Raw genomic sequence first — 21,086 nt, 5'->3', positions numbered from 1 at the left:
AAATCAAACGATCATGGCAAGGCCGCCGAGCGAAAGTCCTGCCGACGTGCCCAGCATGAGCATCTTCATGCCGTCGGTCAGCCGGCCCGATGAGCGAGCGATATCGAGGGCCGTCGGTATGGAGGCTGCGATTTGGTTGCCGTGGTCACGCATAATATTGACAATGCGCTGCTCACCGAAGCCACATCGATCGGCCAGATGCGCCAGGGCGATGGGACTTGCCTGGTGCGGAATGACAAGATCGACGTCGTCGCGTCGCCATCCGGCCGCAGCAAGCAGACGTTCGAGAAATTTCTCGAAATAGGAAATCGTATGGCGGAAGAGCGCGCGCCCATCCATCTCAAATACAGCATGGCGCGCGAAGGCCTCGGGATCCTTGTGAAAATCATATCGCGTCCCGCCTGCGCCCAACGCACAGTCTTCATAGCCGGATGGATAGGTTTCCATGCGAGCGGCGAGAATACCAGCAGGCCCGTCTCCCGGAGCGAACAGGGCAGCTGCGGCCCCATCCCCGAAAAGGGCCGCAACAAGCGGATCCGTCTGCCATGGCAGGCCACGGGAGGCTATTTCCGAGGAGACGACCAGGCAGCACTTGTAGCTGTCGCCGGCAAGGAATGAGGCCGCGATGTCGCTTGCCGTTAGAAAGCTAAGACAAGTCGAGTTGACGTCGAAGGCGGCGCAGGCCCCATCCGGGATGCCAAGCCGTCTCTGCAACAACGGCGCGGTTGCAGGGATGGACTGATAGGGAACGGCGGCCGCGAAAATCAAGAGGTCGACATCGCTCGCCGCATAGTTGGCAGCTGCCAGCGCTCGCTTAGCCGCCAATTCACCGAGGTCGATCTGGTCTTCGGTCTGACAGACGTGGCGTGATGCGATCCCGACATGCTGTTCGGTCCAGCCTGGAGCCTGTCCAAGACGGGCGTCGATCTCTGTCGACAGCAATCGCGCTTCCGGTACGGCGCACCCGGAGCCAACAATCTTCATTCCTCGAAATGTGGAGGGCATCCATCTCCTCGGTGTCAGCAATCAGGTTTCGTTGCTGTATCACATCTGTGCGGCCAAAACGCCCAATTTTCACCGCGTCCACAACTGCCGCAGGGATTGAGGACCTGAACTTGCTGAGCGACGATACCCATGCGGCCTGCTTGTCAAAACCAAGAAACATTGGTCAATCAGATGAAATGGGATCGGGCAACCCCGAGGGGCGACGCGGCGTTCGGTGGTCGCTTATGGGACTACGAAGTGCATCCTATTGATTTATCTAGGGCGCGATTGCGGTTTTCACCGCGTCGCTCGCCGGCTCCGAGCGTGGTTTTGAGGCCTGGTTTGGGTGAGACGATTGCTTCTCTTGTTGTGACCAGCTGTGTATCAACACGACTATGGTGACACGGTAGATCGCTGCGAGGACCTCCACATGGTCGGATAGGGCCGCCTATGCGAATATGCTTAAAAAGCGTCGGTCACCTCATGGGAGATCAAACCTCAAGCTCTCGCCGCGCACTCCGAAATCACTCTATCGTTGCTCGGCATCATCGTAGACGCGCCGATTTTCTTCAATTCTGGGCGAATTTTCCATGAGCCAGGAGTTGATACCCTCCAGGGCGCGTAACATTCCCGACCCCATATCGGTCAGTTCGTATTCGACTCGTGGCGGTACCTCAGGGAAGTAGTAACGGGCAACAAGGCCATCTCGCTCCAGATTTCGCAGCGCCAGCGTCAGCATGCGTTGCGTGATCCCGTCAATTTCTTTTTTGAGTGCGGAGAACCGAAGCCTCTCTGCGCCGGCACACGACAGATGCCAAAGAACTTGAACGGTCCATTTGTCCCCGAGCCGTCCGCAAATACTGTTCGATGGCAACGGCTTGAAACCGCGTCCACCCTCAGGCTGTTCGTCCGATGTAGCAATGACCATTTCTTCCAAAGCGTATCATCCTTGTGCCTGAGGCTACGAAATGTGCTGTCTTCCGATGCGAATCAATTCGTATATATGGATAGCCCTTGTTCTGAACGAGGGTATCCCATGACAAATCACAGACGTCCGATCCTGGTTTTGGGGGCGACGGGCCGGCAAGGCGGATCGGTTGCCAAGGCACTCCTAAAAGCGGGCTGGAATGTCCGCGCTCTTGTTCGTGATCCCATGCATCCTGTGTCGGCGTCGCTGCGGAAACAAGGTGTCGAACTGGTGCGCGGGTCGTTAGACGGCACCGACATATTGGCCGCTGCAATGAAGGATGCTTACGGCATCTTCAGCGTCCTGCCGTCCAATCTGTCAGCGGAAGACGAAGTCCGGTACGGAACATCCATCGCTGACTTGGCAGTAGCGAGCAATATCCATCACTTCATCTATTCCTCAGGGGCAAGCGTCGGCGACAAGCCGACCGGGGTTCCGCGTTTCGACGCCAAGCCACGTATTGAAGCGCATATCCGCACACTGCCGCTGATGGCGACCATTGTGCGACCGCCGATATTCATGGAAATGCTCGTTCGCCCCGGCTTCGGTCTGGATCAGGGCCGGCTGACGTCTCTGATCCGACCGGATCATTCGATGCAGCTGATCGCGGTGGATGACATCGGGAAAATTGTTGTCGCACTGTTTTCAGACAAATCGCGCTTCGTGGGGACTACTATAAGGATTGCTGGTGACCAGGTTACAGGAAACCAGCTCGGGGCTGCTTTGACTAAAGCCGCTGGCCGCCCTATCGCCTATGCACGGTTTCCAGATGAAGTATTGGCGGCCAACACTGACCTCGCACACATGGCGTCGAGCCTGGAGAATGGACCGCTCGCAGAGCCTGTCGATCTGAACCTCATGCGCGAACTTAATCCAGAACTACTCTCATTCAGCTCCTGGCTTACTGGCCTCGATCGTAAGACGCTCGATGCGGCGTTCGGAAGATATGGCGAGCTGGATCAGTCTACCCGGCTTTAGAGTCGTGGGCAGCTGAAAGCGCGCTTTGGCATCTCCTAACCTGCAAGCGGTAAGCGATCGGGCTTGCGCTAAATTGCGTTGCCAACCTTGAAATCCTGCAGGGCATAGTGAATTTGCTCGAAATTTGGACCAGCGAGCGCTGAAAATTTCTGGAGCTATGGCTCAATGCGGCGGGGTGTCGATGAGCCGTTCATGTGCGAAACCGGCACTTTTGCGGCTCGTGTAAGTAAATATGCGATTCTGCCGGCCTCAGACGCCACGTTGGAGAAAAACTTCACTCTCCATCAGACCAAGGTCCGTGTTCAACGCAGATTTATCCGGCTAGTGGGTGATCGCCCCGATCGCCGATACCACTGCCACCCGTCGGCGGTCCGCCCTGCCATCAGACTAACCTCTGATGGCAGGGCAAAAGCTTTAACGCTTGATCGCAGGCCTCATTTGTGCCGGCGATTGGCAACATAGTGGCCAGGTCTGGGTCGAGAGCCTTCTGGTATTGCCGGATTGTCCGGAAACCCGCCCCGCCGACTGTGTGCCCCCTCGCTGAGCAGGTCATTGTCTCAGCTAGGCCGAGTCAGAACTGGCGATAGTCCCAAGCACAGTGCGCTCGATCCGCTACACGTGCGAGGCAGTTGTCAGTTATGGTCGATAAAGCCAAGGCTTGCGTCTGAACGCGAGATGCACGCGCCTGCTCGACTTTAGTTGAGCCCGCCCCGTGGCTTTATGAATCAACTGCAGAGTTACTCAAGCGTGCTTCAATCGGCCTGAAATGGGATCACTATTTCGCGCCATTGATCGTATGAAAGCCTGATAGCGGGTTAAAGCATTGGAAGGCGCGGAGTTTGCGCTCTCAGCGTATCGAATCCTCGATCGGCCTCGGCGGCACCGGTCCAATGTTTGACCTGTAGATGCACGAGTTCCAATGGACACTTCTCTCGACCTGTAGATCACAGATTGACTTGGCGATCGGCGGTTCGATTGCTACTATCAGTTTTATGACGGCTCTCTCTCACGCCAGCCCGCTGATCCGGCCCCTGTTTCGGCTGCCATCGCTGACGTTGCAACTGTTATGGCGCTTCTGGCCGCAGCTGATGGCACTCTGGTTGCTTGGGCTGATCGGAAACGCACTTCTCAATGAACTTGCCGTCATGATCGGCCGGCTGAATGCATTGGCGGGTTTGTCTACCCTGGCTCTTGTCGTGCTTCTCAAACTAGTGATCATCGTCGGGCTTTTCGAAACCGTGCGGCCCGGATTACCGGCACTTGATGCTGCCTCGCGCGCCGCGGCCGCCCGACCCGAAGCTGAAACAGGAGAGACGGTCACAAAGCCGGGTTTTACGTCGATCCTTGCGCTGACGCTCGTGCCGTTCTTTGCTTACTACGCAGCCTGGGGATTCCTGGGTGATACGGTCAGAGAGTATTCCCGACTATCGCTCGACCTGATGCTGGCGGGAGAGGAGTACGCGCCGCTGAAATTCGGCAGTAGTGCCTGGTTGCTCATTTCGGTTGCAGTTGCCTGGGCAGTTCGGCGCTTCGCAAAGTTCATGCATACGCGATCAAAGGGTCCAATCTGGGCGATCGTCATTGTGGTTTGCGAGGCGAACTGGGCATTTATCGGTCTCTACGTTGTTTCCACCTGGGAGGGCGATATTCGCTCCTGGGTTGCCAGGCTTCCAGAAACGGTCGGACATTTCCTCGGCTTTCTCAACCCGGTTGGCGATGCCGCAGCGGCCACCGCTTTTCCACCAACTGCGGAAGCCGCTTCGATTTCTCTTTCCAAGCAAATGCGCGGGCTCTTCCTATACGCGCTCTATCCCGTCGTTTGGCTAACTCTTGCTGCCTTGGTCTACGGCTATGACATCAATGGAGAACGACCGCTGACGGAAGGTCGCATGGCGCGCGCCGTTTCGCGCTGGGAGGCGCTGCCGAAAGCAATACGCGACTTCATCTCGCACTTCATCGCGGGAACGGCAAAGCGCTATCGCGCCTTGGCCGAAGGGGTTGGCCTGACCCTGAATTCCGGAGTGGGACTGACGCTCAGCGTCATTTTGCTTTATCGGGTGCTGGATTGGGGGGCGGCATGGGCCTGGTATGGCATATCCCGATTGATCGGTCCTTATGATCTGCCTTTGTGGCAGATGATCGCCCAGGCCATCACGCTATTCTTCGGCACCCCAAGTTCGCCGGGTGATGGCGTTCTCATCATGCCGATCAAGATTTGCCTGCTTGCTGCTGCGCTGGAGATCGGTTTTGCGCAAGGACGACAATGGCGGCGAAGCGGCAACGGAACCACAGAGCCGGATGATTTCAACTCTTCCCGGCCCCAAGCGTCGAACCGTGCCGGAATAAACTAGGTAGAGGCCGATGCCCTTTGAAAGCCGCGCCCGCTTTGTGGCGTCGTGCTAGTGCGGGCGCAGTGGAAATGAGATGGCGTTTGGCCGTGTTGAGGCAAAGCTGAGCCGCACCGACAATAGGGGGATCACATCGGCCGGCACGACGAACTTTTCCTCGATGAGCGTGCCGGCTCCCTTGGCGGGAGGTTTGCGGGATGCCGCATCGCAGCCGTCGGCCAGCGTTGCCTGCGGATCGAGATCTCGGCTGATACTATCGGATAGAAGAAAGTTGAGCGGCAGCCATCGCCGCCCGCTCGGATCTGTGAGGGTCAGCTGGCACTCGCTCCAGGAACTGCCGATCTCTTCTTCGGCTTGTGCGGTCATCTGCAGGATCAAAAGCCGCATTTGCCCCGGGAAGGTGATTTTCGTGTCGCGACCGTCGCCGATCAATCTTGTCTGGCTGATGGACCACAGGGCTCCGGCATAAGCCTGTCCGCTGATGCTGCTGTGCACTTGCAACTCGTTTCGCCGAACATATTCCTTGGCATTGCGCCATGCATCCACGGCGTAATTGCCTGCCAGCAGCAAGGGCAGGCTCGCCACGGATACCAGCCAAAGCCGTCGTTCCCGTCTAGATACCATTGTCGCCAATCTCCGCCCGATCGCGCATCTCAACGGTGTCTTGATCGAGTTTTACGTGAATTTCGGAGGCCAGTTGCGGTGACGGCTGTTTGGAAACGATCAGTGTCATGTCATGCGCATCTTCTTCGGGCAGCTCGAATATCATTATGCCGGCGCTCGACAGCCCCGGCTGAAGCGTCTTGGTCGACGCGAGGCGAGGGGCACCATCGGCACGGTGGCTCTGTCGATAAAGACGCCCGGAAGCACCCTTGATCGCTGCAGCCTGGATCGTCATCGTTTCCCGTTTTGTCTGAAGCTCGACGCCGGCGATCACCCAGACGCCGTCGCTCTGTCGTTCAATCGGCCTTCCGTAGCGCGTGAACGCCAGTATCCTGGCGCGTATGATCTTGTCGACCTTGATGCTGAAGGTCCTGCTTGAGAGGGTATCCTTCTGCTGGCCCACCGTCTCGATCGGGCCTGTCAGAAGAGCATAACTTGGCGTCGTCGATTGCAGGAACGCCAGCAGCAGCGCGCTGAGGCCGATCAGCAACAGGGAAAGGAGCAGCCGCATCAAGGAGGCGCTCCTTTAGCGGCGACAGCAATCGGCAGATCGACACGCGCTTTGTTGGTGGGATTGAACCAACCGGGCGCGGCATAGAGGTTATCCTTGGGCTTATATGTCGTGCCGACGACGGTGACTTTCAGGACCTTGGGCAGTGCCTGTGTTGCCGGCAGCTCCCAAACCGCCTGAACGGTTTCAGGCATCATCGGTTGAAGATCCCAAAGCAGCTCGCGATCCCGAACGAGATAGAATTGTGGTATGGGTGCGTTCGGAATGTTGTCGAGTTTGATTGCATCGCGATAAAGGTTCGAGCTCTCTGCGGTCAGGTTCTCGAGCGTAAGATCGACCGTCAGCGCTTTCTTGCCATCAGATACACGGAGCCCAGCCATTGTCGTGGTGGCAAGGCTTGCGGAATTGAGCGTGACTTTCCACTGACCGCCATCGACGGCGGCGCCAACTGCTGTCTGCGGCACGTCTTCTCCCGTGCGGGTCTCGTAGATCGATAATCCCATGGACAGCGCACCGGCCAGAAGGCCACCGATCCCGGCGGCAACGCGTGCATAAAGCGCCTTGTTGGTCTTCCTGATGATCGATTGCTTCATCGCTGCATTCACTTGGAGCTTAAATATGCCACCAGGAATCGAAGATTTACCAGGCAACAATCTCTATGTGGCACATGCGTGCGATACGGCAAGGGTCAAGTCTGCAATCCGGTCCAATTCAAGAAGCTGGCGGTGCCTGCCGCAATTGCAGCGTTGCCTAATCCGTCGATAAAATCATGTTCGACCGCGTGTCTCTCAATTGCCTGACGACGCGGTCCGCCATCGCAGCGCATCGCGCTCCGTCGAACGGGAATAGCTGCGTGAACGCTCCCACCAACTGCTTTTCGATGGCGCCTCGCATCATCTTGCGCGCCCGGTGTAGTCGGGTCTTGGCAGTCTCCGGCTTGATGCCGAGATACGACGCGGCTTCTTCGGTGCTCATGCCCTCGACGTCCCGCAATACGAAGACCGCGCGGAATTCGTCAGGGAGCCCATCGATTGCCCGCTCAAGCAGACGGCGTGTCTCGCTGCGGGAAAATTCAGCCTCGGGGTCAGCGACGAAAAGCGAGGTCGGAAATTGCAACAGCTCGCCTCGCCGAGGTTCCGCAGTCATGTCGATCTCCTCCAAACCGACGCTTGGCCGGCGGCGTCGGACACGCCCGAGCGCCTCGTTGAGTGCGATCCGGGTGAGCCAAGTCGTAAATTGCGCCTCATCGCGAAACCTATCGAGGTGGGTAAAGGCATGGACATAGGTTGCCTGGACCACGTCCTCCGCTTCTGCATCATCGTGGACGATGGCGCGGGCCGTTCTAAACAGGCGACGATTGTGCCGTTGCACGAGGATGCGTATAGCCAGCTCGTCACCTGTTCTGGCATGGGCGACGACATCGGCATCTGATAGAGCTGCCATGTCCGGTATGTGCTGCGCCGCGGCGGGAATACGAACCATGGCCACTCCAACATAGTTCAGTGAATGCGAGACCAGCCTATGGCTGAACATCGAGCGTGCCCGTCATCATCGGATGAAAGCGGCAATAGAAATCCACTTTCCCCACCTGTTTGACCACCATGCTTTTTTGCGACTTCGGCGGCAGGTCGATATCGAAGCTCTTGTCACGCGCGGTTGCACTGTGGCGGAATATATCATCATTATGCCAGGTGATCACGTCGCCGATATGCAAAGGCGGCACCGTGCCGAATTGCATCTGGGCGATGATGATATCGTGATTGGCGGCTACCGCATTTGCGGGGCCTCCAACCACGAACCCTGCAAATGCCAAAACGGCCAAAGCGCGAAGCGTTGCGGGCATGGCGGGCCTACTTGACCATCGCTGCAAGATGCTCGGCATGCGCCTGATGCTCCTTGAAGAGCTTCAGGCCGGTCTGCAACAACGCTTTCAGCTCGCCATTCCGGGCTGATGGGATCAGCAGGGTCTCGAGCGCGCCATTGACCTCCTTGTGATAGGCGACTTCATTGTCGACATAGGCCTTGTCGAATGCGGCTCCATGGAGCTTGGAGAGGTTTGTCCGCTCAGCCTTGGCGGCAGACGATAGAGACTTGCTGGTATCGTTGTCTTCTGGCTTCACCTTCAATTTTTGCAGCAGGGCAAGCGCTTGTTTGTTCACGGCCGTATGGTCGCGTTCCATTGTCTCGGCGAACTGCCGAACCTCGGCGTTCTTGCTCATCTTGAGCGCCTGTTTGGCGGCGGCGATATCGATCTCACCTGCCGTATAGGCAATATGCGCGATCTGCGGATCCGTCGGCTTGTCAGCGGCGATGGCCGTGGTCGCGAGGGTTGCCGCCATCGCGGTTGCCGCTAGAAGTTTCTTGAACATGTTTGGCCTCCTATCTTCCATGGAATACTCCAGACGTTCCGGCGCCTGAAACAGCCATTAGATGCCGTGGCCAGCAGAAGGTTCCCGAAAATCTCTGCTGATCGCCATCACAGCGGCCTCTCACTCGTTAAATTCTGGCGATTTGTCTGGTCCTATGGACCGAGACATTCTTCCGCTGAGCGGCGCTGACCATCAGGCGCTTGCGCGCTGACTTAGCCAGATGCTTCCGATGACAAGCCCGATGCCAGCAATTTGAGGTGCGGTTAGGGTTTGCCCGAGGAATGCCCATCCGAGCAGGACAGCGGTCAGCGGGCTGAAGAACAGGAGAGAGGATGCGGCCGAAGGCGCTAGTCGTCCGAGCCCGCGGAACCACAAGACATAGGTCAATGCGGCCCCGATCAGCCCCAGCCAGACGAGCCCGAGCAAGTTGGAGGCCGTCGGGATGGGAATGGCGTGATCGAAGACGATAACAGCGGGAAGCAACAAAAGGCCACCGGCCGTCAGCTGCCAGGACGTAAAGGTGAGCGGCGACACCGGCGGTTGCCATTTGCGCGCCAAAGTGCCTCCCAAAGCCATGGAGGTTGCGCCCGCCAAACCGGCAGCGATGCCAATCGGATCCAAAGCAGCGTTGGGGGTCAGCACAAGCAAGGCCACGCCACCCATGCCAATTATGGCGCCGGCAATTGCGAGAGGTCGCAGCGGGCTCGACAGGATAAATGACGCCAGGAAGACGACAATCAACGGCTGAGCCGCGAGAACCGTGCCGGCGACACCGCCTGGAAGTCTGTAGGCTGCGACGAACAGCATGCTCAGGAAGATCGCGATGTTCAAGGCGCCAAGGACAAGGGAGCGCCACCACCAGTCTCCCCTGGGGAGCTCGCGTACGATGGCAAGCAGGATAAGTCCGGCTGGCAACGCTCTCAGCATGGCGACCGACATCGGTGAAAAACCCTGCAGAAATTGGGTGGTCACGAGATAGGTGCTGCCCCAGACAACCGGCGCAAGGGCGGTTGATGCGAGATCTGAAGTGTTGGTTTTCATGATAGCTGCAGAACCTCCGAGAGCGGACGGCGCGGCTTCTGGGGCCAGTTGCCGGAGGCCGCGCGCCCCACGGCAAGCAGCATCACCGGCGTCTCGCCAGGAGCCAGGCCAAATTCTCGGACGACGCCATCCGCATCAAAGCCGACCATCGGGCCCGTTGCGAGACCCAATGCTTCGGCAACATAGATCAAGGTCGCTGCACCGAGCGTGGCAGATCGGATAGCTTCATCTCGGGCCGCCTGCGGATCGGCATATTGCGCCCTTGCGGCGTCCTGCCATTTCAAAGCCATCGCCTCCGGCATGTGACCGGCTTCGACGAATGGCCGCAGCCTGCCGGGAAGCGAGGTGTCATCGGGGCGTTCTCCGCAGATGATGAAGGTGACGGCCGCATCCGAGACTTTTGCCTGGTCGAATGCCAATTTGCGAAGCCTGGCTTTCGCTCCGGGCTTTCGGACGGCGATAAAGCGCCAATTTTGAAGATTGTAAGCGGTTGGTGCGCGTGTCGCCAGGCGGACCAGATTCTCGATTTCCGCGTTCGTCAATGTGTGATGCGGATCGAAACGGTTGGCCGAGACACGACGCTCGATAAGATTGATGGTTGGGTTTGGCATTGCTTCGAACTCCGGGGAAAATTGCCTCCGCCCTTAGATATTGAGTTCGCTCTTGGATGATAATGCGGTAATTTTGAAAGAGATTGTTTGCCGGAGGAAAAGAATAAATGGATCGCTTTACCGCTCTTCAGGTCTTCAAGACTGTGGCGGACCTCGGAAGCTTCGCCGGAGCTGGGCGCAAGCTTGGTCTGACGCCACCGGCGATAAGTAAGAATGTCGCAGAATTGGAGGCCCATTTAGGGGTGCGCCTGATTAATCGGACGACGCGCCGTATGGCACTGACCGAAGAGGGAAAGATCTACCTTGAATATGTCACCCGAGGGCTTGAATCCTTGGCGGAGGGTGAGGCCACGCTTTCATCGGTCAAGTCATCCCCGTCCGGAACGTTACGCGTCAGTGCGCCCATGACGGTGGCACTTGTTCGCTTCTCCGAAGCCATTCCGGCCTTTCTCGCTCGTCATCCGCAATTGAAACTCGATCTTCATCTCGACGACCGCCGTGTCGACCTCGTCCGCGAGGGGTTCGACGTTGCAATCCGCGGCAGCAGTGCGCTTGATGATTCCAGCTTGATTGCCAGAAAGCTGGCAACGATGCCGCATGTCCTTTGCGCCGCGCCGGCCTATTTCGAGCGATACGGCAGGCCCAAGACGCCGTCAGACTTAAAAGCGCTGGATCAGATTCGCTTTCCATTCGGTGGGAATGCCGACGTCTGGGAGTTCAGCAAGGATGGGCGGACCGAACGGATTGCCGTCGATGCGCGCTACTCCGTCACATCGAGCCTTGCCGTCCGCGACGCGCTACGCGGCGGTTTCGGGGTAAGCCTGATCCCGCTCCCATATGTCGTGAATGACTTGAAGGCCGGAAGACTGCAATCGGCTTTGGATGATTGGACCACCGCCGAGACGACGCATTATGCGGTCTATCCCTCTCGTCAGCACCTTGCGCCGAAGATCCGTGTTTTCCTTGATTTTCTGACCGAACAGTTTGGTCGTGATCCCCAATCGGATCTCGAAGCCAACTCGCTTATGGGTATCGCCAATCTTTGACCGACCCTCCAAGCGATATCGGATGGAGCTTTAGTCCGAATTTTCGTGGGACCAACGCCCCAAGACATCCGACTGAAGCCCAAGCAAAGGAACAGATCGCGACGTAGTCCTGTTTCACTGACAGTTCCGTCGATGACGGACGAATAGAAGGTGAAAGGAAATTGTTATGAAAACGAAAGTACTTAGTATCGCTGCACTCTCGCTTGGCCTGGCCGCCGGCTGCGCCTTTGCCCAATCGTCGACCGTTACCGGCGCTGCTGGCGGCGCTGTCACTGGAGCCGTGGTTGGCGGACCTGTCGGAGCCGCTGTTGGCGGCGTAGCAGGGGCCATCGTCGGTACTGCCATCGATCCGCCGCCGCAGAAGGTCGTCACCTATGTCCGCGAGCAGCCGCTGCCTGAAGAAGGAACGGTTGTCCGCGAGCGGGTCGTTGTTGGCCAGCCTCTGCCGGGCGCGGTCATCGTGCGAACCGTTCCTGAGAATCCGCGATACGCCTATGCGGTTGTCAACCACCAGCGTGTGATCGTTGAGCCGTCATCGCGCAAGATTATCCAGATTCTCAACTAACAGCCACTTTTGGAGAGCGGAAAACCGCTCTCCAACCCCCTTTTAGGCATTCTGAACCTCGCTCTTAAATATGTCCGGTATGACCCAAAGTGGCTTTCACAGGATTGATCGGGACATGCCTGAGATTGCTGGCAAGTTGACCGTCTCCATCTAACAATCAGATCGCGTCGTGAGCACAAGTCCGTGTCGCCTCGTATCAGTTAATGATTTCGCCTCGTTGGTCTGAACGCAGTGCGCTCAGTCGTTCTCTCCATACCTGCAGTGCTTCAGGCGTCAATCTGGTCCAATAGGTAATTTCGCCAATGATCTTGAGCGCTGCGCTGCTCCGATACGATCGAGTAGGGTTGCCGGGAAATTTCTTGTCGGTCACGTTCGGGTCGTTCTCAAATGCCCCGGTTGGCTCTACGACGTAAACACGCGGGACTGCGCAGCCTTCGGTGAGTTCAGCAGCGATTTCAGCGGCAAGCCCGGCACCATCCACAATGCTAGTGAAGTAGATGTGGTTCATCACCACTTCAGGACGATAGTTCGACCGGTATCCTGCAGTGAGGAAATCACCCACACGCAAATCAGCGATTGTGCCATGAAAGAAAGGTCCCTCGTCCAGCACTTCGGCCATCGTGATCGTCCTTCTCTTGTGCGTCTGCTTCAAGTCAGAGAGCTAAGCGGTGCCGAAGTCCCCGTTGGTGTCGAGAGCGGCTTTCCACAAAGCAGATGAGGGATGTTCGCTTTCGGTGCACCCAGACCAAAGGCGCCTTGATGCCACGCCGAGTTTTCTCATAGAATTCACCGGAAATCGGTATGTGGCTCAGTTTGAGGCGGCTCAGCGCTCGTTGGACAACGCGCTCTTAAGATCGGTTTCAACAAAATCATGACCCTTGAACAGGATCGGCATGTTGAGAGTATCGGCACAGGCATAAGACAAGCAATCGGCAAAATTAAGCTGAGCGGGATGGCCTTTTCCCTTGCCGTAGAGGGCGAAAGCTTCGACTGCGCGCCTGGCGACCGCATCGGTAATCGGAGCCACAGTAATTTTGGCTGCTTGCAGAAAGGAGTCGAACATCTCTTGGGCATCCAGGACCTCCAGGCCGAGAATGCGCGCTAGGTTGATGGTGGCTTCGAGCCGAACATGCGCGCCGGTTTGTCGGCGTGTGGCGCCATCGATCGCGGTAAGGTAACTGTCGGCCTCCGGCTCGTCGGCGAGGATGGCGACGAACGCTGAGGTTTCGATGAACATCATTGACCCCAAAGTGCGTCGCGTTCTTCTTTCGTCAAGGGCGGGGCGGGCGGAAGCTTCGCCTTCGTCAGCGCGCGGGCACGGATTTCTGCGACGTGCTGCTTTAAGGGGACAGCTTCGTCAGCCCGCTCAATTTCGTGCTGCAATGCAAGCTTGATAGCCGCAGTGAGGTTGAGAGCGCCCCGTTTGCGCATGACGGTCTCCGCTAGGGTGCGAACTTCCTGATCCCTGATACTGAGCATGCTGTCCTCACTGTCATGACAGTCAGTGTATATACGCAGGTACACCATTTGTCCATACGCGGCGGGAGCCAGGTTCACGGTCGCTTCCCGCTGTCTGGTCCACTTGTGGGCTCCATCTTATCGTGCGATCAATCACAGCGGTCTCCGGAGGTCTGCATTGCCGTTGGACGGGTGTGCCGACCCCTTCCATAAGCCTGTCTTGTCGAGGATGAGCAGCGTGTCGGATGTCTCCTCATGGATCGTTCGGGCTGTTTGAGTTGCAAACCTGCCCTCGTCGCCCTCATGCGAATCTCAGCGCATCGACGGGATCGAGCCTAGCTGCGCGCCTGGCCGGAAAGAGGGTCGCGAGGAAAGAGAGGGTAAGCGACATCAGGACGATGGAGACAGTTTCGATTATGTCCATGCGCGCCGGCAATTGGTTCAGGAAATAGAGTTCCGGATTGAACAGTGTCGTCCTCGACAGCCACGAGAAGAACTGGTGGATACGTTCGACATTCATGCATACGATGACGCCAAGCATGACGCCCGCGATCGTGCCGGCGACGCCGATCGACGCTCCGGTTCCCCCACCGACCCGGCCGATTGCGAGCACCTGCCCCTCTGTCAGCGGAACTGCACGGCGCACGCCGGCAATGCCGTTGATGCGCACGGCAATCCCCGCTTAGTCATCGAGGCCGCTTTCGATCGGCTGTACGATCAGATGGCCGTTGATGCCGAGGAGGCGGTCGAGCAGCTCGGCGCGAAAGCCGTTCATGACAGCCATAACGATGATCAGCGTCATCACACCCAGCATGATGCCGATGAACGAGATGATCGAGATAATTGAGATTACGCGTTCCTTGCGCTTGGAGCGCAGAAAGCGCCACGCGACCATCCGATCGAAGGCCGAAAACGGCCTTGCGCCCTTGTTCCAGGCGGCTCTGCTCTGCGGAGGCTCGCTGAATGCTGACCGCATTTTCAAATGGTAAGGCGCGGCCGTCACCGTTTTTGCGGCTCTTGACCTCGACATAATTTGCGCCAAGGCCGCGCGGGCCGACAATCACTTGCCGTGGCAGGCCGATCAGGTCCACTCCGGTGAATTTGCCGCCGGCGCCGCCGTCCGTGTCGTCGCAGAGAATATCGCCACCGCTAGTCTGACGCTCGGTATAGATGCTGTTGCTGGCCCAATTTCAGTCAGAGGCGCCCAGTTTCGTGTTGACGAACGGTGCGGTCGACGCGGGCCAGATGATGCTGTTATCGTTGCGGCTCTTTCCGGATACCAAGGCATGGGCGGACGGGAGATCGCCAGAAGTCGCTGCTCCATTTCGATCGACTATCTTCAAAGTAGGTTGCACCTTCTTGTCACTCTGTCGTGCAACCATCCGCGGCATAGTGGATACTGACGTCGGTGGCAGCAATCCACGCGTGGAGATCGGCAAATGTACGCCAGCCCACGTTCCTGTGGTGTGGCGAATTGCCCGTTGGTGCTCTGGAGCGGCGGCAGAATGGATTTTCACCGGAGGAGGCTCTCAAGGATCTATTGCGTAAACAAGCAGGCTCGCGAGAGCCGTAAGTGGATGTCGTTAATTTACCCATGGTTCGCTCTCAACTGATTACCGAGACGCAACACAAGCGATATTCGACACAGGCCCGCATAGAAGCCATTCAGATGTGAAGCTACTGGACACGATATCGGGCTGCAATTGCGCTCGAGGGACCGGAGGCACGATTTCGAATTTTTCCAACTTGGTTCCGCGGTCTCAATGTCCCGCCGCAATGGTCTACGTGTGACAGAACCGCACAGGACAGGCTCGAGCCTAAAACATATATTGTGGATATATGTTTTAGGACATACATGAGTGCCGCCACCATCAAATCATGGAGATCGGAAATGGCTAGAGAATTGAGCGCAGCGACCAAGGCAATCGTGAAGGCCACGGTGCCGGCGCTAGCGGCGCATGGCACGGACATCACCGCTGCAATGTACCTGCTGCTTTTCAAGAATGAGGAGGTTCGCAAGCTATTCAATCAATCGAACCAGGGCGAGGGCGGCGGTCAGACGAAGGCGTTGGCGCAGGCGATCCTCGCCTATGCGCAGAATATTGATAACCTTGCCGTCCTCGGGCCCGCTGTCGAGCGGATCGCACAGAAGCATGTCGGTCTGCAGATTCAGCCACACCATTATCCCTATGTCGCCAATGCGCTGCTTGCCGCCATCAAACAGGTCCTGGGTGAGGCTGCGACCGACGAAGTACTCACGGCTTGGGGCGAGGCCTACTGGTTCTTGGCGGATATCTTGATCGGCAGAGAAAAGCAGGTCTATGAAGCGCTGAGCTCAGCGGAAGGTGGATGGAATGGCTGGCGCCGCTTCCGTATCATCGGCAAGCAACGCGAGAGCGATATCATCACCTCTTTCGTTCTGGAACCGGAAGACCATGAAGCGGTCGTCCGCCATCTCCCGGGCCAGTATTTGACCTTCCGAATCGCAGTGCCGAGAAAGGGAGAGTATCGCCGCAATTACAGCATCTCTTCTGCACCAAATGGCAAGACCTACAGAATTTCCGTCAAACGCGAGCCGTCAGGGGTCATTTCGAACTATCTGCATGACAGCGTGGTGGAGGGCGATGTGCTCGACGTTGCGCCACCGGCCGGTGATTTCTTCCTCAAGGAAGATACGACGCGGCCGATCGTTCTGCTGAGCGGCGGCGTCGGCCTGACGCCCATGATCAGTATGCTGGAGGCCATGGCGGCAAAAGACGGAAATGCGAGTGTTTACTACGTTCACGGTGCCGAGGATGGCAGGGTCCACGCGATGGGCGAGCATGTGCGCAAGCTCATCTTCGGTCGCGAAGGAATGAGATCGGCAATCTTCTATCGGACACCGCATTCCGAAGACCGGAAGGGCGTTCATTACGATCAGGAGGGCTTTGTCACTCTTGAGTGGCTCGCCGAAAACACGCCGCTGAAGGAGGCCGACATCTATCTCTGTGGGCCGAAGCCGTTCCTTGCCGTTTTCGTCAACGGATTGGCAAAGGCTGGTATCCCCAACGACAGGATCCACTACGAATTCTTCGGTCCTGCCGACAATCTGGCAGCGTAAGGCGAACATCAGGCGGTTGGAACTCGCCCCGCCGCCTGGTTGCCACTATGCTGCAATGGAATCGGGAGAGAATCCATGCGGCTGACAGTTTATTCGGACTATGCGTTGCGGTTGATGATGTATCTCGGCCTGCGCAAGGGCGGAAGCCTGTCGACAATCGACGAAGTGGCCGCAGCTTACCATATCTCGAAGGCCCATCTGATGAAGATCACCCATGAACTCGGCCAGAAGGGCTTGATCGAGACCATACGGGGACGCCAGGGAGGAATGCGTCTCGCCCGTGAGGCAACTGCGATCCGGGTCGGGGATATTGTCCGCGCCTGCGAGCCGGATTTCGCATTGGTTCCTTGCATGGAGCCTGAAGGCGGCAAGGGCTGCGTTGTCCTGCCCGCCTGTATTCTCAAGCGCGCGCTTGCAACGGCAGCCGCAGCCTTTCTCGAGGTCCTCGACGGCTACACGCTGGCAGACCTTGTCGGGCCTGCTATCGCGCTCCGGCAACTTCTGGGCATTGAGAATTCCGGCGCTCTGGGGAGTGCGCTGAAACCGTGAATAGTCCCGGTTTGCAGTCCTGCCTCTATTGATCGGCAATTGTCATTGGTTCGAAGGCTGCTGTGACAAGCGCTCACCGCGGCCTTTGTGGCCCTAATGGCCAAATATGGCGCCGTCCTTGGTTACAGCTTTCAGCGAGCGATTGACTTGCCAAACTCCGGCATCCGACCGGCTATACCTTCTTGCCTGTCTTTTTTGTTTTTGGCGCTGGCGAAGGCTCTGCCTCTTGCGCCAACCGGAGCGCACGAAGCCTGTCTGTCTTCTTTTGCCGAGCAGACGCCTCGTCGGCCAGGATATCCTTGGCAATCGACGTCGTCTGCTCGGACTTCGCCTGTGCTGACAGCTTTTCAGGCTTGAACAGATTGTCTTGCGTCTTTGTCATGTTTCCTCTTTGTTAGCGGAAGCACTTGCAAGCGACGGCGGGCGTCCACGACCCAGCCCCATGACTTTCTTCTTAGGCGCGGGTAACAGGCCTTCGCGCTGAGCCTGCTTGCGGGCAAGCTTTCGGGCGCGGCGGATTGCTTCGCTCTTTTCACGGGCGCGCTTTTCGGATGGCTTTTCATAGGCGCTGCGTGCCTTCATTTCCCGGAACACGCCTTCGCGTTGTAACTTCTTTTTCAGGACGCGGAGCGCCTGTTCAACGTTGTTGTCTCTGACCAGAACCTGCAAAGTTTCTCCTTACTCAGCTCGCGCTGCGCCAATTTCTTTGTACGGATTGAAGTTGAGTTGATCCAACTCGATTTGAATACTGGTGGTGCTTCGGCTTGCTCTCGCTAAAGCGATTATGGCGACGCATGCAAGTCGATATGGTCCTGACGGATATTCCGCTCGTAACTCTCATTTTGGAAGCGGACACGGTAGTGAACAACGTCTTATGTGGGCGGCAGGACAGACACAATAGTTCCGGCGTCAGTCGGTTGGGCGTTTCCAGAAAATCCAGGCTTCAAAACGACGCCGCCGCCCGGCTGGTAACGACCGTGTCTCAAGTCGTTCTCCGTTCGGAATGAAACATAAAAGGCCGGGACGTATCCCGACCTTCCTCGGTCACGATTTCAGCGCGCACGTATATCAACGGTTGCGCGAAGCCGTCAAAAACTTATACGGCCCGAAGATTGTCAGCCGAGCTCTTGCCAGATCTGCGATCCTGCACGATGTCGTAAGAGATCTTCTGGCCGTCGTTGAGCGAGCGCATGCCGGCACGCTCTACCGCGGAAATATGGACAAAAACGTCCGTGCTGCCATCATCAGGCTGAATGAAGCCGAAGCCTTTTGTGGAGTTAAACCACTTTACAGTACCAGTGTTCATAACGATTTCCTTTCGTAGTAACCGTTGTTGCTCCCGCGATACCTTGCGGGGATTGATCGATTATTTGAGAGGAATCCGTCGAAGGCGCCAAGGCTCCTCGACGACGTCACAAGCAATGGTCGATGCCTCTGATATAGGTTTAATTTAAATTTTGGCAACAGCAATTTCGCAGAAGGTTCTTGCCGGCGGCAAGGTTTGTCGGGCCGCAGCACGTCCGGCGGCTGATGCTAGGTTGGGTGGCGTGGCTATGGCTCTCTGTCGATCAACGTCCGACAGGCGACTACGTCTTCACCCTCGCTGACTTCGGCCGCCATGTGTTGAACGAAAGCGTGTCGCCGAGTTCGATGAAAAGAGCAGTCTCTCCACTGGAGCTCTTGCAGCGAAGAAGGGCAGGGGAAGCGGGTGAATTATCTGGCCAGCATCGCCTTGGTTGTCCGTCTTGCCAGTGGCCCGAACGCTCGCGACGGGACGACGCTGCGCCGACGCCGCGCCGCATGATTAACGCCAGAGGTAAAGCCCGATCCTTCTGGCGAGTGGCAGCTATCTGCCCGTTGCGACGCGATGCCTTCGTCCGTCCTTGCCGATTCCAATGGCATTCGCTTTTGCAACGGATTGCTGAAGAAATCCGGACAGCTTTTGCAGGCTTGACGTTGCTACATAGTAACGCTATATACTGGTACTCAGTCACGCTGAATAGTCATCTAAGGAGATGCCATGAGCAAGCAAATGACAGAGATGCTCAAGGGTACGCTGGAGGGCATGGTGCTCGCCATTCTGTCTGGCCGTCAGGCGTACGGCTACGAGATTACGACATGGCTGCGGGAGCAAGGTTTCTCCGATATCGCCGAAGGAACCGTCTACGCGCTGCTTGTCAGGATAGAGCAGCGTGGTCTCGTCGAGGTGGAGAAGGTTCCATCCGAGAAGGGGCCGCCGCGCAAGGTGTACTCCCTCAATGTCGAGGGGCGGAAATATCTCGAAGAGTTCTGGAGGAACTGGCGGTTCCTCGCAGATCGACTGGAACAGCTCCATGAAGGAGGAAGATAGACATGGCTGCAGGATGGATAGAGCTCATCACCGGAACGCTCGAACAAAAGAAGCAATACCAGCGGTCCAAAGCGAGGATCAGCGCGCTACCCGCGAACTATCGGGCGGCCGCCGAGGCGCTGGAGCGGTATCTGATGTACGTTGGAGGGATCGCCAAAGGCGAGGTCGCGGCGCGGATGTATCACGATCTTGCCGACCTGTTCGAGCAGAGCGTAGCGAACGGCACGCCGGTCCGAGATATCGTTGGAGCAGACCCGGTTGAATTCGCGGAGACGTTCATCGCGAACTACTCGGATGGCCAATGGGTCAAGAAGGAGCGTGATCGGCTGACTATGGCTATCGATCATGCGGCCGCAGGAACGACGTTCCATACGGATGACGAATGATGATCCAACCATCCTTCGCTGAGGGCCGCACTTGGCGACCAAATGTGACAGCGGAATGGACAGGTTTGCTTCCAGTTGAAGATACAGCCTTGGCCGTCTCCGACCTCGGCGGCCATAGCGTACCTGTAGTTTATCTCAATGGCTCATTTGCCGACCAGTCGCGATGGCGCAAGGTCGTGGCCGACCTCGGACCCAACTGGCGGCATATCCTGTATGATGAGCGCGCACGTGGCCGTTCCAAGCGTTCTGCAGATTATTCCTTCGAGGCGTGCATTCGCGACCTCGATGCCGTCCTGGGTGCCAGAGGTGTGAATCGCGCGCTGCTGGTGGGGTGGTCCTATGGGGCATATATCGGCGTGCAATGGGCAGCTCGGAACCCGGATCGCGCTTTGGGCGTCGTGGCAGTGGAGGGTGCGTTTCCTTGGGGCTGGATCGAGGCAGCCGGGCACGAGAGGATCCGCACTTTGTTTCGGTGGATGCGGTTATTGTTGCCAATAGCCAGTCGACTGGGCGTTGCGGCGCACATGAGCGCCGAACAGCATGCCGAGATCACCATTGAGAATCATAAGGTTGCTGCCGCCTTCGATCCGGTGCTCGACGATATAAGAGTGCCCGTCCGATACGTGCTTGCCACCGGTGCCAGTCTCTGCGGTTGTGAAGAGGAATTCAGGGCGATGCGCGAAAGCATCATCCCTGCGCTCGCCCGCAATCGGTACCTTAAGGTTAGTGCGAAGGTCGCCAGCAATCACCGGACGATCCTGCACAAAGACTTTCGCGCAATCGCCGAGGCCGTGCGTGAGATTGCTTCAATGCCACCCATTGGGGCCTTTGGCGCCAGCCGCTAAACAGTTGACGATGAGATCGGATCCAGCATCATGGGCCTTGATGGCAAACTTGATGCTGAAGGCGTTAAGCATTGCGGAAGGAAGGCAAGCGATGCGATGGTACTTCCAATCGGCGCGGTGCTTCCACGCGGCCAATTGAAACTTGCCGCCCTTTATGGCCTTGACCACCATGCTCAGCTTTTCATGGCGGGTTGCCCATCGGTGGGCAGAGCATGCTGTGCGAGCTGTTCCAGCAATAGGAATTGCTGATGGAGCGCGGCGATGGGTTCCGATTCAATTGGCGGGTCGCCACGACGCTTCTGACGGCGGAAAATA

Annotated in this window: 25 protein-coding genes and 2 pseudogenes; 9 read left to right on the top strand and 18 right to left on the bottom strand. The window is 57.5% G+C overall.

Annotated elements, in window-relative coordinates; genetic code table 11:
* Window positions 1–3: 3 nt before the first annotated feature.
* On the bottom strand, window positions 4–942 hold the full coding sequence (locus tag QD461_RS18245; protein ID WP_414089012.1) for a 3-oxoacyl-[acyl-carrier-protein] synthase III C-terminal domain-containing protein: 939 nt from the start codon (window positions 940–942) through the stop codon (window positions 4–6).
* Between the two features lie 571 nt (window positions 943–1,513).
* Window positions 1,514–1,912 carry a winged helix-turn-helix transcriptional regulator gene (locus QD461_RS18240; RefSeq protein WP_414089025.1) on the bottom strand — a complete coding sequence of 133 codons (399 nt, stop codon included), beginning with the start codon at window positions 1,910–1,912 and terminating at the stop codon, window positions 1,514–1,516.
* Window positions 1,913–1,954: 42 nt separating this feature from the next.
* Here QD461_RS18240 and QD461_RS18235 point away from each other — a divergent pair, with 42 nt between their 5' ends.
* Entirely contained in the window at window positions 1,955–2,929 is a 975-nt protein-coding gene (locus tag QD461_RS18235; RefSeq protein ID WP_414089011.1) for an NmrA/HSCARG family protein, read from the top strand.
* A 992-nt stretch (window positions 2,930–3,921) separates the two neighbouring features.
* Window positions 3,922–5,280, top strand: a complete 1,359-nt coding sequence (locus QD461_RS18230; RefSeq protein ID WP_414089010.1) for a hypothetical protein — start codon at window positions 3,922–3,924, stop codon at window positions 5,278–5,280.
* Between the two features lie 48 nt (window positions 5,281–5,328).
* Here QD461_RS18230 and QD461_RS18225 read toward each other — a convergent pair whose 3' ends face one another.
* The 8 genes from QD461_RS18225 to QD461_RS18190 form a co-directional block, all read right to left on the bottom strand.
* On the bottom strand, window positions 5,329–5,901 hold the full coding sequence (locus tag QD461_RS18225) for a hypothetical protein (RefSeq protein WP_414089009.1): 573 nt from the start codon (window positions 5,899–5,901) through the stop codon (window positions 5,329–5,331).
* A complete protein-coding gene (locus QD461_RS18220) occupies window positions 5,891–6,454 on the bottom strand; it encodes a hypothetical protein (protein WP_414089008.1) in 564 nt (187 codons plus the stop codon). The genes QD461_RS18225 and QD461_RS18220 overlap by 11 nt, the downstream gene beginning before the upstream one ends.
* The gene (locus QD461_RS18215; protein ID WP_414089007.1) at window positions 6,451–7,044 is read right to left on the bottom strand and encodes a hypothetical protein; all 594 of its coding nucleotides are present in this window, start codon (window positions 7,042–7,044) and stop codon (window positions 6,451–6,453) included. Before QD461_RS18215 ends, QD461_RS18220 begins: the two co-directional genes overlap by 4 nt.
* Before the next feature lie 157 nt (window positions 7,045–7,201).
* On the bottom strand, window positions 7,202–7,933 hold the full coding sequence (locus QD461_RS18210; RefSeq protein WP_414089006.1) for an RNA polymerase sigma factor: 732 nt from the start codon (window positions 7,931–7,933) through the stop codon (window positions 7,202–7,204).
* A 37-nt stretch (window positions 7,934–7,970) separates the two neighbouring features.
* Window positions 7,971–8,294 (bottom strand): amicyanin, encoded by a 324-nt coding sequence (locus QD461_RS18205; protein ID WP_414089005.1) that lies wholly within the window; start codon window positions 8,292–8,294, stop codon window positions 7,971–7,973.
* Between the two features lie 7 nt (window positions 8,295–8,301).
* Window positions 8,302–8,820: a DUF4142 domain-containing protein gene (locus QD461_RS18200; protein WP_414089004.1), complete on the bottom strand. Its 519-nt coding sequence runs from the start codon at window positions 8,818–8,820 to the stop codon at window positions 8,302–8,304.
* Window positions 8,821–9,012: 192 nt separating this feature from the next.
* Window positions 9,013–9,861 carry an EamA family transporter gene (locus tag QD461_RS18195; RefSeq protein WP_414089003.1) on the bottom strand — a complete coding sequence of 283 codons (849 nt, stop codon included), beginning with the start codon at window positions 9,859–9,861 and terminating at the stop codon, window positions 9,013–9,015.
* The gene (locus tag QD461_RS18190; RefSeq protein ID WP_414089002.1) at window positions 9,858–10,472 is read right to left on the bottom strand and encodes a nitroreductase family protein; all 615 of its coding nucleotides are present in this window, start codon (window positions 10,470–10,472) and stop codon (window positions 9,858–9,860) included. Before QD461_RS18190 ends, QD461_RS18195 begins: the two co-directional genes overlap by 4 nt.
* Window positions 10,473–10,579: 107 nt before the next feature.
* Here QD461_RS18190 and QD461_RS18185 point away from each other — a divergent pair, with 107 nt between their 5' ends.
* Together QD461_RS18185 and QD461_RS18180 are read left to right on the top strand one after the other, a co-directional pair.
* Entirely contained in the window at window positions 10,580–11,518 is a 939-nt protein-coding gene (locus QD461_RS18185; protein ID WP_414089001.1) for a LysR family transcriptional regulator, read from the top strand.
* A gap of 166 nt (window positions 11,519–11,684) precedes the next feature.
* Complete coding sequence (locus QD461_RS18180; protein ID WP_414089000.1) at window positions 11,685–12,083, top strand: DUF1236 domain-containing protein; 399 nt, start codon at window positions 11,685–11,687, stop codon at window positions 12,081–12,083.
* Window positions 12,084–12,279: 196 nt separating this feature from the next.
* Here QD461_RS18180 and arr read toward each other — a convergent pair whose 3' ends face one another.
* The 5 genes and pseudogenes from arr to QD461_RS18155 form a co-directional block, all read right to left on the bottom strand.
* Window positions 12,280–12,702: an NAD(+)--rifampin ADP-ribosyltransferase gene (arr, locus tag QD461_RS18175; RefSeq protein ID WP_414088999.1), complete on the bottom strand. Its 423-nt coding sequence runs from the start codon at window positions 12,700–12,702 to the stop codon at window positions 12,280–12,282.
* A 204-nt stretch (window positions 12,703–12,906) separates the two neighbouring features.
* Window positions 12,907–13,323 carry a type II toxin-antitoxin system VapC family toxin gene (locus QD461_RS18170; RefSeq protein ID WP_414088998.1) on the bottom strand — a complete coding sequence of 139 codons (417 nt, stop codon included), beginning with the start codon at window positions 13,321–13,323 and terminating at the stop codon, window positions 12,907–12,909.
* A complete protein-coding gene (locus tag QD461_RS18165) occupies window positions 13,320–13,562 on the bottom strand; it encodes a type II toxin-antitoxin system VapB family antitoxin (protein ID WP_184710316.1) in 243 nt (80 codons plus the stop codon). The genes QD461_RS18170 and QD461_RS18165 overlap by 4 nt, the downstream gene beginning before the upstream one ends.
* 280 nt (window positions 13,563–13,842) lie before the next feature.
* A pseudogene (locus QD461_RS18160) lies at window positions 13,843–14,517 on the bottom strand (hypothetical protein).
* A gap of 49 nt (window positions 14,518–14,566) precedes the next feature.
* Window positions 14,567–14,680, bottom strand: a pseudogene (locus tag QD461_RS18155) (hypothetical protein); the annotation flags it as partial.
* A gap of 752 nt (window positions 14,681–15,432) precedes the next feature.
* On the opposite strand from QD461_RS18155, the gene hmpA reads away from it, so the two are divergent.
* Together hmpA and QD461_RS18145 are read left to right on the top strand one after the other, a co-directional pair.
* Entirely contained in the window at window positions 15,433–16,641 is a 1,209-nt protein-coding gene (gene hmpA / locus QD461_RS18150) for an NO-inducible flavohemoprotein (RefSeq protein ID WP_414088997.1), read from the top strand.
* Window positions 16,642–16,716: 75 nt separating this feature from the next.
* Window positions 16,717–17,190, top strand: coding sequence for an RrF2 family transcriptional regulator (locus QD461_RS18145; protein WP_414088996.1), 474 nt, complete (start codon window positions 16,717–16,719; stop codon window positions 17,188–17,190).
* Between the two features lie 172 nt (window positions 17,191–17,362).
* Here the strand turns inward: QD461_RS18145 and QD461_RS18140 are convergent, their stop codons facing one another.
* The 3 genes from QD461_RS18140 to QD461_RS18130 form a co-directional block, all read right to left on the bottom strand.
* Window positions 17,363–17,572 carry a hypothetical protein gene (locus tag QD461_RS18140; RefSeq protein ID WP_414088995.1) on the bottom strand — a complete coding sequence of 70 codons (210 nt, stop codon included), beginning with the start codon at window positions 17,570–17,572 and terminating at the stop codon, window positions 17,363–17,365.
* The gene (gene rpsU / locus QD461_RS18135) at window positions 17,569–17,859 is read right to left on the bottom strand and encodes a 30S ribosomal protein S21 (protein WP_184710306.1); all 291 of its coding nucleotides are present in this window, start codon (window positions 17,857–17,859) and stop codon (window positions 17,569–17,571) included. Before rpsU ends, QD461_RS18140 begins: the two co-directional genes overlap by 4 nt.
* A gap of 427 nt (window positions 17,860–18,286) precedes the next feature.
* Window positions 18,287–18,496 (bottom strand): cold-shock protein, encoded by a 210-nt coding sequence (locus tag QD461_RS18130; RefSeq protein WP_184710303.1) that lies wholly within the window; start codon window positions 18,494–18,496, stop codon window positions 18,287–18,289.
* A gap of 714 nt (window positions 18,497–19,210) precedes the next feature.
* Between QD461_RS18130 and QD461_RS18125 the strand changes: the two genes are divergently transcribed.
* The 3 genes from QD461_RS18125 to QD461_RS18115 are packed head-to-tail and all read left to right on the top strand — an operon-like array spanning window position 19,211 to window position 20,771.
* On the top strand, window positions 19,211–19,540 hold the full coding sequence (locus QD461_RS18125) for a PadR family transcriptional regulator (protein WP_184710301.1): 330 nt from the start codon (window positions 19,211–19,213) through the stop codon (window positions 19,538–19,540).
* A gap of 2 nt (window positions 19,541–19,542) precedes the next feature.
* Window positions 19,543–19,926 carry a DUF1048 domain-containing protein gene (locus QD461_RS18120; RefSeq protein ID WP_414088994.1) on the top strand — a complete coding sequence of 128 codons (384 nt, stop codon included), beginning with the start codon at window positions 19,543–19,545 and terminating at the stop codon, window positions 19,924–19,926.
* Window positions 19,923–20,771: an alpha/beta fold hydrolase gene (locus QD461_RS18115; RefSeq protein WP_414088992.1), complete on the top strand. Its 849-nt coding sequence runs from the start codon at window positions 19,923–19,925 to the stop codon at window positions 20,769–20,771. Before QD461_RS18120 ends, QD461_RS18115 begins: the two co-directional genes overlap by 4 nt.
* Window positions 20,772–21,086 lie beyond the last annotated feature (315 nt).

Origin of the sequence: Rhizobium sp. BR 314, assembly GCF_047445805.1 — a bacterium.
Taxonomy (GTDB): Bacteria; Pseudomonadota; Alphaproteobacteria; order Rhizobiales; family Rhizobiaceae; genus Rhizobium; species Rhizobium lusitanum_B.
The sequence above is the reverse complement of the archived record's forward strand: the minus strand, read 5'-3'. Positions and strand labels throughout refer to the sequence as shown.

Bases quoted from the DNA above. Each gene is read 5' to 3' on its own strand.
- QD461_RS18125 (WP_184710301.1), top strand. From the start codon at position 19,211: ATGAGCAAGCAAATGACAGAGATGCTCAAGGGTACGCTGGAGGGCATG.
- QD461_RS18195 (WP_414089003.1), bottom strand. From the start codon at position 9,861: ATGAAAACCAACACTTCAGATCTCGCATCAACCGCCCTTGCGCCGGTT.
- QD461_RS18180 (WP_414089000.1), top strand. From the start codon at position 11,685: ATGAAAACGAAAGTACTTAGTATCGCTGCACTCTCGCTTGGCCTGGCC.
- arr (WP_414088999.1), bottom strand. From the start codon at position 12,702: ATGGCCGAAGTGCTGGACGAGGGACCTTTCTTTCATGGCACAATCGCT.
- QD461_RS18120 (WP_414088994.1), top strand. From the start codon at position 19,543: ATGGCTGCAGGATGGATAGAGCTCATCACCGGAACGCTCGAACAAAAG.
- QD461_RS18145 (WP_414088996.1), top strand. From the start codon at position 16,717: ATGCGGCTGACAGTTTATTCGGACTATGCGTTGCGGTTGATGATGTAT.
- QD461_RS18215 (WP_414089007.1), bottom strand. From the start codon at position 7,044: ATGAAGCAATCGATCATCAGGAAGACCAACAAGGCGCTTTATGCACGC.
- QD461_RS18115 (WP_414088992.1), top strand. From the start codon at position 19,923: ATGATGATCCAACCATCCTTCGCTGAGGGCCGCACTTGGCGACCAAAT.
- QD461_RS18200 (WP_414089004.1), bottom strand. From the start codon at position 8,820: ATGTTCAAGAAACTTCTAGCGGCAACCGCGATGGCGGCAACCCTCGCG.
- QD461_RS18205 (WP_414089005.1), bottom strand. From the start codon at position 8,294: ATGCCCGCAACGCTTCGCGCTTTGGCCGTTTTGGCATTTGCAGGGTTC.
- QD461_RS18170 (WP_414088998.1), bottom strand. From the start codon at position 13,323: ATGATGTTCATCGAAACCTCAGCGTTCGTCGCCATCCTCGCCGACGAG.
- QD461_RS18140 (WP_414088995.1), bottom strand. From the start codon at position 17,572: ATGACAAAGACGCAAGACAATCTGTTCAAGCCTGAAAAGCTGTCAGCA.
- QD461_RS18210 (WP_414089006.1), bottom strand. From the start codon at position 7,933: ATGGTTCGTATTCCCGCCGCGGCGCAGCACATACCGGACATGGCAGCT.
- QD461_RS18230 (WP_414089010.1), top strand. From the start codon at position 3,922: ATGACGGCTCTCTCTCACGCCAGCCCGCTGATCCGGCCCCTGTTTCGG.
- QD461_RS18240 (WP_414089025.1), bottom strand. From the start codon at position 1,912: ATGGTCATTGCTACATCGGACGAACAGCCTGAGGGTGGACGCGGTTTC.
- QD461_RS18130 (WP_184710303.1), bottom strand. From the start codon at position 18,496: ATGAACACTGGTACTGTAAAGTGGTTTAACTCCACAAAAGGCTTCGGC.
- QD461_RS18190 (WP_414089002.1), bottom strand. From the start codon at position 10,472: ATGCCAAACCCAACCATCAATCTTATCGAGCGTCGTGTCTCGGCCAAC.
- QD461_RS18225 (WP_414089009.1), bottom strand. From the start codon at position 5,901: ATGGTATCTAGACGGGAACGACGGCTTTGGCTGGTATCCGTGGCGAGC.
- hmpA (WP_414088997.1), top strand. From the start codon at position 15,433: ATGGCTAGAGAATTGAGCGCAGCGACCAAGGCAATCGTGAAGGCCACG.
- QD461_RS18165 (WP_184710316.1), bottom strand. From the start codon at position 13,562: ATGCTCAGTATCAGGGATCAGGAAGTTCGCACCCTAGCGGAGACCGTC.
- QD461_RS18185 (WP_414089001.1), top strand. From the start codon at position 10,580: ATGGATCGCTTTACCGCTCTTCAGGTCTTCAAGACTGTGGCGGACCTC.